The sequence below is a fragment of the Bradyrhizobium sp. CCBAU 65884 genome (assembly GCF_028128835.1).
Classification (GTDB): Bacteria; Pseudomonadota; Alphaproteobacteria; order Rhizobiales; family Xanthobacteraceae; genus Bradyrhizobium; species Bradyrhizobium ottawaense.
The window spans coordinates 108,390-123,879 of the sequence record NZ_LBJU01000114.1 but is presented as its reverse complement, the minus strand read 5'-3'; the positions used below and the strand labels follow the sequence as shown (position 1 = coordinate 123,879).

At 64.9% G+C, this 15,490-nt stretch carries 13 protein-coding genes; 4 read left to right on the top strand and 9 right to left on the bottom strand.

Annotated features, from left to right (window positions below; translation table 11 throughout):
• Nucleotides 1-67 precede the first annotated feature (67 nt).
• From XI03_RS16960 to gltX, 8 genes are all read right to left on the bottom strand, one after another.
• Entirely contained in the window at nucleotides 68-835 is a 768-nt protein-coding gene (locus XI03_RS16960; protein ID WP_028141527.1) for an SDR family NAD(P)-dependent oxidoreductase, read from the bottom strand.
• Nucleotides 832-1,941 (bottom strand): ABC transporter ATP-binding protein, encoded by a 1,110-nt coding sequence (locus tag XI03_RS16955; RefSeq protein ID WP_271592736.1) that lies wholly within the window; start codon nucleotides 1,939-1,941, stop codon nucleotides 832-834. Before XI03_RS16955 ends, XI03_RS16960 begins: the two co-directional genes overlap by 4 nt.
• A 10-nt stretch (nucleotides 1,942-1,951) precedes the next feature.
• Nucleotides 1,952-2,809, bottom strand: coding sequence for a carbohydrate ABC transporter permease (locus tag XI03_RS16950; RefSeq protein ID WP_028141529.1), 858 nt, complete (start codon nucleotides 2,807-2,809; stop codon nucleotides 1,952-1,954).
• Complete coding sequence (locus tag XI03_RS16945; RefSeq protein ID WP_028141530.1) at nucleotides 2,802-3,725, bottom strand: carbohydrate ABC transporter permease; 924 nt, start codon at nucleotides 3,723-3,725, stop codon at nucleotides 2,802-2,804. Before XI03_RS16945 ends, XI03_RS16950 begins: the two co-directional genes overlap by 8 nt.
• Nucleotides 3,722-5,008, bottom strand: a complete 1,287-nt coding sequence (locus XI03_RS16940) for an ABC transporter substrate-binding protein (protein ID WP_212476776.1) — start codon at nucleotides 5,006-5,008, stop codon at nucleotides 3,722-3,724. The genes XI03_RS16945 and XI03_RS16940 overlap by 4 nt, the downstream gene beginning before the upstream one ends.
• 57 nt (nucleotides 5,009-5,065) lie before the next feature.
• Nucleotides 5,066-6,244: an ROK family transcriptional regulator gene (locus tag XI03_RS16935; protein WP_271592735.1), complete on the bottom strand. Its 1,179-nt coding sequence runs from the start codon at nucleotides 6,242-6,244 to the stop codon at nucleotides 5,066-5,068.
• Between the two features lie 283 nt (nucleotides 6,245-6,527).
• Nucleotides 6,528-7,832, bottom strand: a complete 1,305-nt coding sequence (gene gltA, locus XI03_RS16930) for a citrate synthase (protein ID WP_028141533.1) — start codon at nucleotides 7,830-7,832, stop codon at nucleotides 6,528-6,530.
• A 146-nt stretch (nucleotides 7,833-7,978) separates the two neighbouring features.
• Nucleotides 7,979-9,418: a glutamate--tRNA ligase gene (gltX, locus tag XI03_RS16925; protein WP_271592734.1), complete on the bottom strand. Its 1,440-nt coding sequence runs from the start codon at nucleotides 9,416-9,418 to the stop codon at nucleotides 7,979-7,981.
• A gap of 166 nt (nucleotides 9,419-9,584) precedes the next feature.
• Here gltX and XI03_RS16920 point away from each other — a divergent pair, with 166 nt between their 5' ends.
• The 4 genes from XI03_RS16920 (at nucleotide 9,585) to XI03_RS16905 (ending at nucleotide 14,463) form a co-directional block, all read left to right on the top strand.
• Complete coding sequence (locus XI03_RS16920; protein WP_271592733.1) at nucleotides 9,585-11,261, top strand: glutamine--tRNA ligase/YqeY domain fusion protein; 1,677 nt, start codon at nucleotides 9,585-9,587, stop codon at nucleotides 11,259-11,261.
• A 7-nt stretch (nucleotides 11,262-11,268) separates the two neighbouring features.
• Nucleotides 11,269-11,655 carry an SgcJ/EcaC family oxidoreductase gene (locus tag XI03_RS16915; RefSeq protein ID WP_271592732.1) on the top strand — a complete coding sequence of 129 codons (387 nt, stop codon included), beginning with the start codon at nucleotides 11,269-11,271 and terminating at the stop codon, nucleotides 11,653-11,655.
• A 201-nt stretch (nucleotides 11,656-11,856) separates the two neighbouring features.
• Entirely contained in the window at nucleotides 11,857-12,090 is a 234-nt protein-coding gene (locus tag XI03_RS16910; protein ID WP_271592731.1) for a DUF2171 domain-containing protein, read from the top strand.
• A gap of 96 nt (nucleotides 12,091-12,186) precedes the next feature.
• A complete protein-coding gene (locus XI03_RS16905; protein WP_271592730.1) occupies nucleotides 12,187-14,463 on the top strand; it encodes a ComEC/Rec2 family competence protein in 2,277 nt (758 codons plus the stop codon).
• A gap of 9 nt (nucleotides 14,464-14,472) precedes the next feature.
• Here the strand turns inward: XI03_RS16905 and XI03_RS16900 are convergent, their stop codons facing one another.
• Nucleotides 14,473-15,414, bottom strand: a complete 942-nt coding sequence (locus XI03_RS16900) for a GAF domain-containing protein (protein ID WP_212476773.1) — start codon at nucleotides 15,412-15,414, stop codon at nucleotides 14,473-14,475.
• Between the last annotated feature and the right edge of the window lie 76 nt (nucleotides 15,415-15,490).

The window sequence follows — 15,490 nt, the reverse complement described above, 5'->3', positions numbered from 1 at the left end:
TGGGCACGCTTCGCTTTGCCCACCCTACGAGACCGTGAACGTTGCGCCATTGTGGCCGGATCAAGTTCTACGCAAGTCCTGCATCCACCCGAAAACACTGGCTGGTGATGCGCTGGCTTTCGTCGGAGGCGAGGAATAGCGCCATGTTGGCGATGTCCTCGGGCGTCACTGCATCCGGAACGGCCTGACGGGAGCGCATTTCGGTGATGACCTGCTCGTCCGGATACCACAGCCGGCGTTGACGTTCGGTGATGACCATGCCTGGCGCAATCGCGTTGACGCGGATGCGGTCGGGGCCGACCAGCCGGGCCAGCGAGTTGGTGAAACCGACGATCGCCGCCTTTGCCCCGGCGTAGACCGGCAGCGCCGGTGCACCGCGCATCCAGGCGATCGACGACATGTTGATGATCGAGCCGCCGCCGCGCGCCTGCATCTGCGGCACCACCGCTTGCGCCGCAAAGAAGACGTGCTTGAGATTGAGGCCGATCATCCAATCGAACTCTGCCGGCGTCACCTCGGCCAGCACCTGGCGTTGATCATTGGCGGCATTGTTGACGAGGACCGCGGCATCGCCGAGCGATCGCTGCACCTGCGCCATTGCGGCCCGCAAGGCCTCGATGTCCAGGAGGTCGCATGGCACGAACAAGGGCGCGGCTTCGGACGCAGCGCTCACCTCCGCGACCAGCGCCCCGCCGGCTTCTTCATCCACATCGAGGAACGCGACGCGCGCTCCCTGGGCCGCGAAGGCGCGCACGAAGGCGGCCCCGATGCCGCTGGCGCCGCCGGTGATCAGTACGACGCGGTCCGCAAGTCCGGCATAGCTCGTCTTTGTCATGCGATCAGTCGCTCCGTCTCGGGGTCGAACAGGCAAATGCGGCGCGTGTCGAGCGCGAAGGGGGCTGCCGTCCCCGGCGGGGGGCGGATGTCCGGCGTGATGCGCGCCAGCGCGGACTCGCCGCCGAGCCGCAGCAGCACGATGGTTTCGGCGCCGGTGGGCTCGACCATCTCCACCGGCGCGTGGACGACGATGGGTGCACCGCCGGAGAACACGCGGTTGCCCTCCGCGATGCATTCCGGCCTGATCCCGAACACCACCTCGCGGCCAAGATAGGGTGCCGCCGAATCGTATCCCTGCAGGCGGAGGCGAACTTCGTCCGGCCGCCCCGCGCCGATCACGACCACGGGGCCGCCGGCGTCGGCCTCGAGCCGCGCCGGCATGGTGTTCATCGGCGGGGAGCCCATGAAGCGTGCGACGAACAGATTGGCGGGATAGCGGTACACGGTATCGGGATCGGCAAACTGCTGCACCACGCCGCGATGCATCACGGCGATCCGCGTCGCCATCGTCATCGCCTCGATCTGGTCGTGGGTGACATAGATGATGGTTGCGCCGATGCGCTGGTGCAGCCGCTTGATCTCCATCCGCATCTCGACGCGCAGTTTTGCGTCGAGATTGGACAGCGGCTCGTCGAACAGGAAGAGCAGGGGATCGCGCACCAGCGCACGGCCCATCGCCACGCGCTGGCGTTGGCCGCCGGAGAGCTGCGATGGCTTGCGGCCGAGCAGTGCCTCGATCTGGAGCAGTTTCGCGACATTGGCAACCGCAGCGTCTTGCTCCGCTTTGGGTACGTGACGGCATTCCATGCCGAAGGTGATGTTCTGGCGTACCGTCATCGACGGGTAGAGCGCATAGGACTGGAACACCATGGCGATGTCGCGATCCTTGGGCGGGACGTCATTGACCACGCGTCCGCCGATCTCGACGGTCCCGGCGCTCGGATGATCGAGCCCGGCGACGATGTTGAGCAGCGTGGACTTGCCGCAGCCGGATGGCCCGACCAGCACCGTGAACTCGCCGCTTTCGATGTCGAGATCGACGCCCTTCAGCACCTCCAGATTGGCGTAGCGCTTCGACAGGGTTCGAATGCTCAGTGCTGCCATGACAACTCCATCATTTCACGGCCCCGGCAGTCAGGCCGCGGACGAAGTATTTGCCGCCGAGGAGATAGATCAACAGCGTCGGTAGCGCCGCGATGATCACCGCGGCGCTCTGCACGCCGTGCTGCGGGATGTCTGCGACTGCAGCGGACAGCGCGATGAGAGCGGCGGTGACGGGTTGCTGCTGGCCGCTCGTGAATGTCACGCCATAGAGGAACTCGTTCCAGATATGCGTGAACTGCCAGATCACGGTGACGATCAGGATCGGCGGCGAGAGCGGCAGGATGATGCGCCAGAAGATACGGAAGAACCCGGCGCCGTCGATGCGCGCGGCCCTGATCAATTCATGGGGGATGGCGACATAATAGTTGCGGCAGAACAGCGTGGTGAAGGAGAGCCCCTGGATCGTGTGAATCAGCACGAGGCCCGCCAGCGTGTTGATGAGACCGATGTCGCGCAGCACGATGGTCCAGGGAAGCAGGCGCATCTGCTGGGGCAGGAACAGGCCGAGGGTCACGATGCCGTAGATCCAGGTGTCGCCGCGAAAACGCCAGAGCGACACGGCGTAGCCGGCAATGGCACCGAGCAGGGTCGAGAAGATCGTCGCAGGAATCGTGACGAGGGCGGAGTTCAGCATGTACGGCCGGATGCCGGCGCAGGTCTCGGCAACGCAGAAGCCGCTCCAGGCAGCCAGGTAGTTGCTCCAGGCCCAGTGCTGCGGCCAGCCGATCATCGAGCCCTGCGCGATCTCCTCGTTGCTGCGGAGCGAATTCAGCACCACAACAGCCAATGGCGCGAGCCATGCTGCAGCGATCAGCAGGACGATGAGGTAGATCAAGATCCGGCTTGGTGCGAAAGTCCGCTCACGCATGGGCGGCCCGCCGTCGCTGGACATATCGCCACGCCGCATACGGCAGCAGCACCGCGAGAAGAATGAGCAGCATGAGCACCGCCGCCGCCGCTCCCCGGCCGAGCAGGCTGCGCTGGAACATCAGGTCGTAGACGACCAGTGCTGGCAGCTGGGTCGCGATTCCCGGTCCGCCGTTGGTGAGCGCGCGCACGAGGTCGAACGTCGAAATCGCGAACTGCAACTGGATCACGACGACGGTGATGGTGATCGGCCAGAGCGACGGCAGAATGATGCGCCGGTAGATTCGAAATGGCCCGGCGCCGTCGATCTGCGCGGCCTTGATGATGTCGGTGTCGACGGAGCGAAGGCCGGCAAGGAACAGCGCCATGGCGAAGCCCGAGGATTGCCAGATCGCGGCGATCACGATGGTCCAGATCGCCATGTCGCGATCGATCAGCCAGTCGAACTTGAAGGAGGTCCAGCCGAGGTCGTGGACGAGCTTCTGGATTCCGAGGCCGGGATTGAGCAGCCAACTCCAGACCGTGCCGGTGACCACGAACGACACCGCAAGCGGATAGAGGAAGACGGATCGCAGCAGGTTCTCGCCGCGAATGCGCTGGTCGAGCAGGATCGCAAGGGCGAGGCCGGTCACCAAACTCAGCAGCACGAAAGCGCTGCCGAACAACAGCAGATTGTCGAAGGCGATCTGCCAATTCCGCGATGCCGCCACCGCCGAGTAGTTGCGCAAGCCCACCCATCCCGTAACAGGGACCAGCGTGGATGGCGTGAACGAGATCCAGATCGTCCACAGCGAGAACGACACGAGGTGCGCGGCGGACAGCAGCAGCGGCACCCAGATCATCAGATATTCCGGCAGCCGGCGCACCCATTCCGGAAGCGCCGGCCGGCCCGGTCTTATCGCGGCGGCATTGCTCAACGTGCGCCCTCGACGGCCTCGGCCAGACGAGTGGCTGCCTGCTCCGGCTTGATCGTCTTGTTCTTTACGTACTCCGTGATCACGTCGATCATCGCGGCGGTCATGCCGTTTTCCTGCGCCATGTTGTGCGCGAGGCTCAGGACCGCCTGGTTGCTGGCGATTGCGTCCTTCAGAGCTGCCGCGGTCCGCCGCTGACCGTCCGACCAGCCTTCGCCGGACAGATCGACGTCGGTACGCACGGGGATCGATCCCGTGATCTGCGAATACATGGTCTGGATCGCCGGATCCATGACGAGCTGGGCCATCAGCGTCTGGCCGGCCTGCAGGTCAGGCTCCTTGCGCTGCCAGAAGATGAAGGCATCGGCGTTCAACAGGAACACCGGCTTGCTATTGTCGCTCGGACCTGGCGCGATCATGAAGTCCTCGAACTTGAAACCGGCATTGCGCAACACGCCCTGCGCCCAGCCGCCCATGATCATCATGCCCATGTCGCCGTCGATGAAGCGCTTCAAATTGGTCGAGAAGTGCTGGGCGCCGACGTTGGGGTCCATCCAGTCGGCGATCTTGCGCACCTGTGCGAACGCAGCCTTGATCTCGGAGCCCTCCAGGGCCTTCTTCTCGAGATTCATCATGGCGGCGCGGTATGCGAGGGGACTGATGCCGGCCAGAGCGGCTTCGAATTTTTGCCCGTCGTCGGGGCGGGTGCCGCCGTTGGCGATGGGATAGGGGACGCCGCCCGCTTTCATCTTGTCGGCGAGCTCGTTGAAGTCTGCCCAGGTGACGGGGATCTTGTCGGCCTTGGCCTTGTCCATCGCGCGTTTGGAGAGAAACAGCATGTTGGTGCTGTAGATCTGCAACGGCAGTGCGATCCATTTGCCGCCCGGCTTGTGCAATTTCGCAAGGTCCGGCGCGACCACCCTCTCATAGCCGGCGGCAGCGACGACGGCGTCGAGATCGACGGTCGGGGCAATCTTCGACCAGGCTGCGATCTCGGGACCCTTGAGCTGCGAGCAGGCCGGCGGATCGCCGGCCATGATCTGGGCGCGCAGCTTGTTCATCATCTCGGTGGTGAACCCGGGGACGGGCGAGTGCTGCCAGACGCCGCCCTTCTCCTCGAACTTCTTGCCGAGCGCGGTGATGGCTGCCCCATCGCTGCCCGCGGACCATTGCGAGATTGCGGTCAGGCGCGGCTTGACCGCGCCTTGCGCGCGGGCAAAGGCCGGCAGTGCGAGCGCGGCAGCGGATCCAGCGAGCAGACGGCGCCTTGTTGTCGTGATCGGCATGGCAGTTCCTCCCGGTGTGAACTCTCTTGCGCGCGAGCCGCGCAGCTTCAGGCCGTCTCAGGCGGCCTCCGTCGACGCGGCCGGCATGCCGCCGCGGCAGGCGAGGCAGAACGCGGCGAAGGCCAGCGCGGCCCTGGGATCATTGCCGTTCGACGGCGGCACGAAAGCCAGCGACACCTGCGCATGCTTGCGGCCGCCGAGCAGGCAGGCATCGACGCCGTCGACCAGCGCTTTCCGATCGCCTTCCGCAAGGAGCGAAGGCCAGCCGGAGATGGCGACGCCGTGACAGGGCTTGACGTTCAGCGTGTTGCCGATCGCGAGCCCAAGGCGATACAGGCGATGCCGCAGCTCCTGACGCACGCGCGAGGAGATCGGGATCGCGCTGACCCAATCGCTGCCGAGCTGGAGCAACTCCGGCTCGGGTACGCCGAGAAGCTCGGCCAGCGCCGGAAGCGAAGTATAGGCCTCGACACAGCCGAGGTGGCCGCAGCGACAGCGCGGCCCGCCTTCGCCAAACACCATGTGACCGAGCTCGATTGGCTGGAGCGCGTCGGTCTCGACGGGATCATCCATCCAGGCGCCCGCAACGCCATGGCTGACAAAGACGAACAGGTGTGTGTCATTGAATGGATAGTTTTCGGTGCGACAGCGATGGAATGTGGCGTGCGCCACGACCGAATTGGTAAATTCGACGGGCACGTCGGCGAACATCTCGCCGAACATGTCGCTGATGCGCCCGACGTCACAGGGAATGATGGGGTTGCCCGCGGCGCTGAGCCGGCCGAGGCCCGGAATGGAGACGCCGACCTGAGAGAGGACGACGCGGCGGCGGCGCGTCCAGTCGCGCAGCAATGTCATCGCTTCGCGAAACGCCCGGTCGACGGTCTCGACGGTCGGCGCCTTCGGCAGCGGCACGCGCTCGGTGTAGTGCAGCTCGCCCGACAGGCCGCCGACGCCGAGGCTGAGGTGCTGAGCGGTCAGCTCGAAGGCTGCGAGGGCAACCGAGCCGTCGAGCGACACGAGTCCGGTCGGGCCGCCGACGTAGGGGGCAGGGCGCCGCACTTCCTCGATCAGGCCCTCGGTCTTCAGGTCAAGCAGGATGCGCGACAGGCTCGCTTCGGACAGGCGCACGGCCTTGGCCAGCGGCGGGCGAAACGAGCCACCCGACTGAAGCAGGTGAGTCAAAATGGCAGCGCGCGTCTGCCGCCGACTTCTCGGCTGCTCCGGCATTTCCATCCCTGTCGTCATTCTTACTTAGTGTAAGAATTTGCGCGCGGAGCGCTCTGACTGTCAAGGCGTTTGCGGCCGCAGGCGTGGACTTTGTTGTTGTGCGCGGCAGCAAGCGTGTCACGGCCCGATTGGTCTCGTAGGGTGGGCAAAGCGAAGCGTGCCCACGACGTCGTATCTGTTGCGGAGAGGTGGTGGGCACGCTGCGCTTGCGCACCCTACGGCACCTCCATAAACAAAAACGGCGCCATCTTGCGATGGCGCCGCTTCGAAAGCCGTATCGGCTTGGAGCTTACTTGCGATCCTTGATCGTGACGTAGTCGCGGCGGGTGACGCCGGTGTAGAGCTGGCGCGGACGGCCGATCTTCTGCTGCGGGTCCTCGATCATCTCGCTCCACTGGCTGATCCAGCCGACGGTGCGGGCGACCGCGAACAGCACGGTGAACATCGAGACCGGGAAGCCCATCGCCTTCAGCGTGATGCCCGAATAGAAGTCGACGTTCGGGTAGAGCTTGCGGTCGATGAAGTACTGGTCGCTGAGCGCGATCTTCTCGAGCTCGAGCGCCACCTTCAGCATCGGATCGTCGCCATGGCCGGTCTCCTTGAGCACGGCGTGACACATCTTCTGCATGATCTTGGCGCGCGGATCGTAGTTCTTGTAGACGCGATGACCAAAGCCCATCAGGCGGACTTCGGAGTTCTTGTCCTTCACCTTGGCGATGAATTCGGGAATCTTGTCCACGGAGCCGATCTCGGCGAGCATCGCGAGGGCTGCTTCGTTTGCGCCGCCATGCGCCGGACCCCACAGGCAGGCGATGCCGGCGGCGATGCAGGCGAACGGGTTGGCGCCGGAGGAGCCGGCGATGCGCACCGTCGAGGTCGAGGCGTTCTGCTCGTGGTCGGCATGCAGGATGAAGATCTTGTCCAGCGCGTCAGCGAGCACCGGGTTGATCTTGTAGTCCTCGCACGGCACGGCGAAGCACATGTGCAGGAAGTTCTCGGCGAACTTGAGCGAGTTCTTCGGGTACACGAAGGGCTGGCCGACCGTGTACTTGTAGGCCATCGCCGCCAGCGTCGGGATCTTGGCGATCATGCGCATGGAAGCGATCATGCGCTGCTTCGGATCGTTGATGTCGGTGGAGTCGTGATAAAACGCGGCGAGCGCGCCGACCGCAGCCACCATGATCGCCATCGGATGCGCGTCGCGGCGGAAGCCCTGGAAGAAGCGGGCCATCTGCTCGTGCACCATCGTGTGATGGGTCACGCGGTCGTCGAAATCCTTCTTCTGCGCGGCGGTCGGCAGATCCCCGAACAGCAGGAGATAGCAGGTCTCGAGGAAGTCGCCGTTCTCGGCGAGCTGCTCGATCGGGTAGCCGCGGTATTCCAGCACGCCCGCGTCGCCGTCGATATAGGTGATCTTCGACTGGCAGCTCGCGGTGGAGGTGAAGCCGGGATCGTAGGTGAACAGGCCGGACTGGCCGTAGAGCTTGCCGATATCGACGACATCAGGCCCGACGCTGCCGCTGTGGATCGGGAGATCGTAGTTCTTGTTTCCGACCGTCAGCGTAGCGGTCTTATTGCTCGGTTTTGCGTCCATCGTAGGTCCCCGATGAAATGTGAAGCGGGCCGGAGCCGGAGGCCCCCTTGCGAGATGATGGGGCAGGCCGGATGTTCCAGAAGGTACGGGGGAGATGGGTATATTATTGCTGTGTGCGCTGCAAGATCACCGCACGCATGCTCGACTTACGTCTTAGTCTGGTCCTTGGACTGATCCTCAAGCCGGCCGAGGCTTTCCTGGCGTCCCAGGACGTCCAAAACCTCAAATATACCAGGCGACGTCGTCCGCCCGGTCAGCGCGGCCCGCAAGGGTTGGGCGACCGCGCCGAGCTTGAGACTATTTTCCTCGGCAAAAGCGCGTAGCGCGGCTTCGGTGGTGGCGCCGCTCCATGTCTCGACTTTCTCCAGCGCGGAATGAAGCTGGCCGATCAGCTTGCGGTTCTCTTGCGTCAGCAGCGCTTGTGCCTTGGGATCGAGCTCCAGCGGCCGGTCGGCGAAGATGAAATAAGCGCTGTCGATCAGCTCGATCAGCGTCTTGGCGCGCTCCTTCAGGGCCGGCATGGCCTTGAGAAGCTGGGCGCGCGTAGTGTCGTTTAATTTGGCCTTAATCTCGTCGCGTGCGGGCACGAGATGGTCGAGCACGTCCTCGAACATCTTCACGAGTGATTGATCGTCGGCGTGGCGGATGTAGTGGCCGTTGAGATTTTCCAGCTTGGCGAAATCGAAGCGGGCAGCGGCGCGGCCGACGCTGGCGAGGTCGAACGCCGCGATCATCTCCTCGGTCGAGAAGATCTCCTGGTCGCCATGGCTCCAGCCGAGCCGGACGAGGTAATTGCGTAGCGCGGCCGGCAAATATCCCATGGCGCGGTAGGCATCGACGCCGAGCGCGCCGTGACGCTTGGAGAGCTTCGAGCCGTCCGGGCCGTGGATCAGCGGAATGTGGGACATGCTCGGCAGAGCCCATCCCATCGCATCGTAGATCTGCTTCTGGCGCGCGGCGTTGATCAGATGATCGTCGCCGCGGATCACATGGGTGACGCCCATGTCGTGGTCGTCGACCACCACGGCGAGCATGTAGGTCGGGTTGCCATCGCCGCGCAAGAGCACGAGGTCGTCGAGGTTCTCGTTCTGCCAGACCACGCGGCCCTGGACCTGGTCCTCGATCACGGTCTCGCCGGTCTGCGGCGCGCGCAGGCGGATCGTCGGCTTGACGTTGGACGGGGCTGTCGCGGGATCGCGATCGCGCCACATCCCGTCATAGAGGCGGGTGCGCCCTTCCGCGCGCGCCTTCTCGCGCATGGCGGCGAGTTCCTCGGCGGTCGCGTAGCAGCGATAGGCCTTGCCGTCGGCGAGCAGCTGCTCGGCGACCTCGCGGTGGCGTGCGGCACGGCTGAACTGGTAGATGACCTCGCCGTCCCAGCCGAGCTCCAGCCATTTCAGACCGTCGAGAATGGCGCCGATCGCCGCCTCCGTGGAGCGCTCCCGGTCGGTGTCCTCGATCCGGAGCAGCATCTTGCCGCCGTGCTTCTTCGCATACAGCCAGTTGAACAGCGCGGTGCGGGCGCCCCCGATATGGAGGAAGCCGGTCGGCGAGGGAGCGAAGCGCGTGACGACGGAATTGGTCATTCTTGGCAGGGCCTATGCTTTGGAGGCGGTGGTGTATAGCAGGAACGGGACATAAACAAAGCCCGTCGGCGGACCTGCCAGGCCCCGCTTGAGGCCTGCTTAAGCTCTTGGCTCAGCCTCCCGAATTTGGCAGAAGAACCGCTGATTTCCCGACAGGATTTTCGTAATGACAGAACCGGTGGCAGCTGAGGTTGGGCGCGATTTCATTCGTGACATCATCCAGGCCGACCTCGACCAGGGCAAATACAGGGAGATCGTGACCCGGTTCCCGCCGGAGCCGAACGGCTATCTGCATATCGGCCATGCCAAGTCGATCGCGCTGAATTTCGGCATCGCCCAGGAGTTTCCGGGCCGCTGCCATCTGCGTTTCGACGACACCAACCCGGTCAAGGAAGAGCAGGAATATATCGATTCCATCCAGGCCGACGTACGCTGGCTCGGCTTCGACTGGGGCAAGAACCTGTTCTTTGCCTCCGACTATTTTGACCGCCTGTACGAATGGGCGGAGCAGCTGATCCGCGACGGCCTCGCTTATGTCGACGACCAGACCCAGGAGGAGATCCGCCTCTCGCGCGGCACGCTGACCGAGCCCGGCAAGAATTCGCCGTTCCGCGACCGCAGTGTGGACGAAAACCTCGGCCTGTTCCGCCGCATGAAGGCCGGTGAATTCCCGAACGGCACGCGGGTGCTGCGGGCCAAGATCGATATGGCAGCCGGCAATATCAATCTGCGCGACCCCGTGCTGTACCGCATCCTGCATGCGCATCATCCGCGCACCGGCACCAAGTGGCACATCTATCCGAGCTACGATTATGCCCACGGCCAGTCGGACGCGATCGAGGGCATCACGCATTCGATCTGCACGCTGGAGTTCGAGGACCACCGGCCGCTCTACGACTGGTTCATCGAAAAACTGCCGGTGCCGTCGCAGCCGCACCAGTATGAATTCGCGCGGCTCAACCTGACCTATACGCTGCTGTCCAAGCGCGTGCTGACCCAGCTCGTCCGCGACGGCCATGTCGCGGGCTGGGACGATCCGCGGATGCCGACCATGGCGGGGATGCGCCGCCGCGGCGTGCCGCCGGCCGCGCTGCGTGAATTCGTCAAGCGCATCGGCGTTGCCAAGGCCAACAGCGTGGTCGACGTCGGCATGCTCGAGTTCTGCATCCGCGAGGAGCTGAACCGCACGTCGCAGCGACGCATGGGCGTGCTGCGCCCGCTCAAGGTGGTGATCGAGAACTATCCGGAAGGGCAGACCGAGGAGCTCGAGGCGATCAACCATCCGGATGACCCGTCCGCCGGCACGCGCAAGATCACGTTCGGCCGCGAACTCTATATCGAGCAGGACGACTTCATGGAGAACCCGCCGAAGAAGTTCTTCCGCCTGTCGCCGGGCAACGAGGTGCGACTGCGCTACGCCTATTTCGTCAAGTGCACCGGCGTGATCAAGAACGACAAGGGCGAGGTGGTGGAGCTGCGCTGCACCTATGATCCCGCGACCAAGGGCGGCAACGCGCCCGACGGCCGCAAGGTCAAGGCGACGATGCATTGGCTGCCGGCGGCGGCGTCGGTGCCCGCGGAGATCCGCATCTACAACCAGCTGTTCGCCAATCCGAGCCCGGACGCCCAAAACTTCGCGGCCGATCTCAATCCGAACTCGCTGGAGATCCTCAGCGACGCGCGGATCGAGGCATCGGTCGCAGCGAGCAATTCGACCGAGCCGATGCAGTTCGAGCGGCAGGGCTATTTCGTCCGCGACAAGGACTCGACGCCGGGCAAGCCGGTGTTCTCCCGCACCATCGGCCTGCGCGACACCTTCGCGAAGGAAGTCGCAAAGGGGTGATGCGCATATGAGCAACGAAGCCGACGCCATCGTTTCCGCCATCATCGCGAAATGGTGCGCCGGCTTCGCGACGCTCGACGCCGCCGCGCTCTCGTCGCTCTATGCGAAAAACGCGTTCTTCTTCGGTTCGAACCCGAGACTCTATCGGGGCAGGGACGGTGTTGCCGATTACTTCAACGGCCTGCCGCGCTGGCGCAAGCCGAGCGCCGTATTCTCCGACGTGAACGCAGCGCAGGCCGGCCCCGATCTGATCAACATGGCCGCGACCATCTCGTTCGACCTCGCCGGCGAGCGCCCTGATCTCGTCGTCAAGATGAGCTGGGTCATCGTCCGCGAGGACGGCGACTGGAAGATCGTCAATCACCACGCTTCGGCGAAGGCGCCGCTGATCTGATTGGCACTCTTCATCAGTTTGTCATTCCGGGATGGCCCGAAGGGCCAGGCCCGGAATCCATAACCCCAGCTTGTGGTTATGGATTCTCCGATGCGCAATTGCGCATCATAGCTCGCGCCAAGTGGCGCGCCCCGGAATGACAGCAGAATACGAACCGAAGCTCTCTCCGCGCGTTGAGGTGGCTCCAACAAGGAACCCACCATGCAAACTATCGCAGAGCACATGGAAGTGATCGGCGCCGACGGCGTCCATGTCGGCACCGTCGACAAGGTCGAGGGCAACCGCATCAAGCTGACCAAGAAGGACAGTGGCGAGGGCAGCCACAAGGGTCATCATCATTTCATCGACAAGGGGCTCGTCGCCGGTGTCGAGGGGAACAAGGTGCGGCTGTCGGCCAAGGCGGATGTCGCCGTGACGATGGAAGAGGAAAAGTAGGGGGAGGCTCCCTTCGTTCTCGATTTGTACCGCTATTCGCGCGGCCGCACGTTCCGGTAGCCTTGGCGGCAATCGCGTCGCGTAGGGTGCAGGGATATGGCGGAGCCGGGCCGGCCAATACGCTCCCAGGGAGTTGCCGGGACGTGGCCGGTCGGCCGTGCTGCACCGGCTGGCGGCTTTGCCCCCGCGGGCTTTGGCGCCTGGCCGGCAATCGTCGAGACGCTGCGTGAATGGGCCCGCGCGGAGGCCGGCGCCGGGCGACTGTTGCCGTGGGTGCCTGTCGCCTTTGGCGGTGGCATCGCACTCTATTTTGCCGCCGATCATGAGCCGGTGCTGTGGGTCGTTGCCGCGACGGCTATCGCGCTCACGTTTGGCGCGGTGCTGTTGCGGCGGAGCCGGCTGTTTGCGCCTGCGATCATGATTGCGGCGGTCGCTTCCGGCTTTGCCGTGGCAACCTGGAAGACGGCGCGCATCGCCCACCCCGTGCTGGCCAAGCCGCTCTATTCAGTGTCGCTGTCGGGTTTCGTCGAGGCCCGCGATATCCGCGAGCGAACCGATCGTTTCGTGCTGCGCGTCACGGCCATGGAGGCGCAGCGCAGCGAGGTCAAGCTGGAACGCGTCCGCCTGTCGGTGCGCAAGGGCACTGCGCCCGAGGTCGGCAGCTTCGTGCAGCTCAAGGCGCGGCTGATGCCGCCGCTCTCGCCGGTGCGCCCCGGCAGCTACGATTTTTCGCGCGACATGTTCTTTCAGGGCATCGGCGCCTCCGGCTTCGTGATGGGCGCGATCACGGCTTCAGTCCCGCCCGATGCCGGCGGCCTGCGGCTGCGTTATGCCGCCTTCATGCAGGGCCTGCGCGATGCGATCGATGCCCGCATCCGTGCCACGCTCGAAGGTGACAACCGCGCGATCGCGACAGCGCTGCTCACCGGGCGGCGCGATGCGATTTCCACGCCCGTCAATGACGCGATGTTCATCTCGGGGCTCGGCCATGTGCTCTCGATCTCCGGCTATCACATGGCGGTCGTCGCCGGCGTCGTCTTCTTCGCGGTGCGCGCACTGCTGGCCTTGATCCCGGGACTGGCGGCCGGCTTTGCCATCAAGAAATGGTCGGCGGCCGCAGCGCTGGTGGCGGCTGCGTTCTATCTGCTGTTGTCTGGCGCGGAGGTCGCCACGCAAAGATCGTTCTTCATGACGGCGGTGGTGCTGATCGCAGTGATGGTCGATCGCCGCGCCATCACCTTCCGTACGCTCGCGGTGGCGGCGCTGATCGTGCTCGCGGTCGCGCCGGAAGCGCTTGTGCATCCGAGTTTCCAGATGTCCTTTGCCGCGACGCTGGGTCTCGTCGCGCTGGTACAGATCGGCATGCCGAACCTGTTTGCCTCACCCGATCATTCGGCGACCGCGCGCGTCGCGATGTGGGGCGGCCGCGAGATCGCGATGCTGTTCCTGGCCTCGCTGATCGCCGGGCTTGCGACCACGCCCTACGCCGCCTTCCACTTCCACCGCGTCACGCCCTACGGCGTGCTCGCCAATCTCGGTGCGATGCCGGTGGTCTCGGCGCTGGTGATGCCGGCGGGGCTGCTGGGATTGCTCGCAGCGCCGTTCGGGCTCGACGGCGTGTTCTGGTGGCTGATGGGGATCGGCATCGACTGGATGGTCGCGGTCTCGCGCTGGGTGGCGGCATTGCCGGGCGCGGTCGGTCGCATCCCGGCGTTCGGCATCGCGCCGCTGATCGCAGCGAGCCTGGGAGTCATCGTGATGGGCCTGCTGCGTACGCCGTTGCGCTGGGGCGGTGCCGTCGTGCTGCTGGTTTCCATCGGCTGGGGGCTGTCGGTGCGCCAGCCCGATATCCTGATTGCCGGGGACGGCGCGAGCGTCGCGGTGCGGGGCGGCGACGGGCGTTTGCATCTGATCAGGGCAGGCAAGGACAATTTCGTGCTGAGGGAGTGGTTGGCTGCCGACGCCGATCCGCGCGATGCCGGCAGTAGCGCGCTGGCGAGCGGCATATCGTGCGACGAGTCGGGCTGCGTAACGCCGCTCGCAGACGGACGGCTGGTCGCGCTGGCCTCGCGCATCGACGCGTTGGCGGACGATTGCAACCGGGCTGCACTGGTGGTGACGTCGAGGCCCGCGCCGCGCGATTGTGCGGCGATGGTGGTGGATCGGCAGCGGCTCGCTCGCCAGGGCGCGCTGGCATTGACCCAGCGTGGCGACGGCTTTTCGGTTCAGGCGGTGAGGGCAAGAGGCACGAACCGCCCGTGGTTACCGGCCGGTGCGGGCGAAGGTGACTTCGACGGCAGCCTTGCGCAGAAGGCGGCTCCCCGCAGCCGCGACGCAACGCCATCGGAGACCGACTTGCAGGCCGACGATTGACGCCATCGATTACAGATACCAGGCCAGCACGGCTTCGAGCTTTGCCTTGCCGATGACCGGCAGGGCCACCATTCGGCTCAGCCCGGCTGCGCAGGCCTCAGAGCCCGCGATCGAGCCGTCATGAGTGAGATCGTCGTTGAGCGCGGGCATGCCGGCGGCCCAGGCGCCGCCGATGCTGCCTTCGCCCCTGGCAATGGAATTGGCGGCATAGCGGGCGGCAAGGTCGGTCTGCGCGCTGCAATCGCCGGCGCGAAAGACCAGCGCCGAACGGGCCTCGTTCGGGACCCAGATCTCGAAGCGTCGCGCAATCGGCGTTGCCTGCGCGGAGAGGAAAGTCAGGACCCAGGTTTGGTCGGTGCCGGTTCGGTAGGGCACGCCGACACCCAGATTGATCCCGACCTTGGCTGCGTCCTCCCAGCGCAGGAAGCTCTTGGCGTCGTGCAGGTCCTTGATGATCAGCGGCAGGCCCGCCTTCCAGGTGCGTCCGGGAAGTCCGAAGCCGCGAGGAAATTTAGTGTGGCGCGAGTTGAATTCGAACATGTCCGCCGCGCCGTAATAGCCGTCGACGAGGCCCATCTCGTGGGAGAGATCAGGATCGTTGTGCCAGAGTTCGATCGCGCCGACATGCGCCTCGTCGTCGCCGCAGAACAGCACCATCACGGCTTGCAGAAATTCGCCTGCAAACACCGGCACCGCCACGCCGCAGGTGAGGCCGGCGGCGACGGCCTGATCGGTCCGCTTGAAATAGGAGTTGGCGAATTTCGTGAGGATGACGGGATGGCCGCAGGCCCAGGCCTTGCCCGGAAGCCCCTCGTCATATCCGAAGTGCAGCTCTTCGCTGACGGCCTTGAACGCGGACAGCCCTTCATCGTAAAGGCCGCCGCCGAATTCCAGCCGCATGCGCGTCCGGTCAGGCACCCAGAGTTCAACAACGCGAATAAAGGTTTTCATCGAGCGTGTCCGCCGCCTCAAACCACGACAGCATCGGTCATTTGGCTGCGGAGCGGAGGTTCAAAATTCAGGCAGG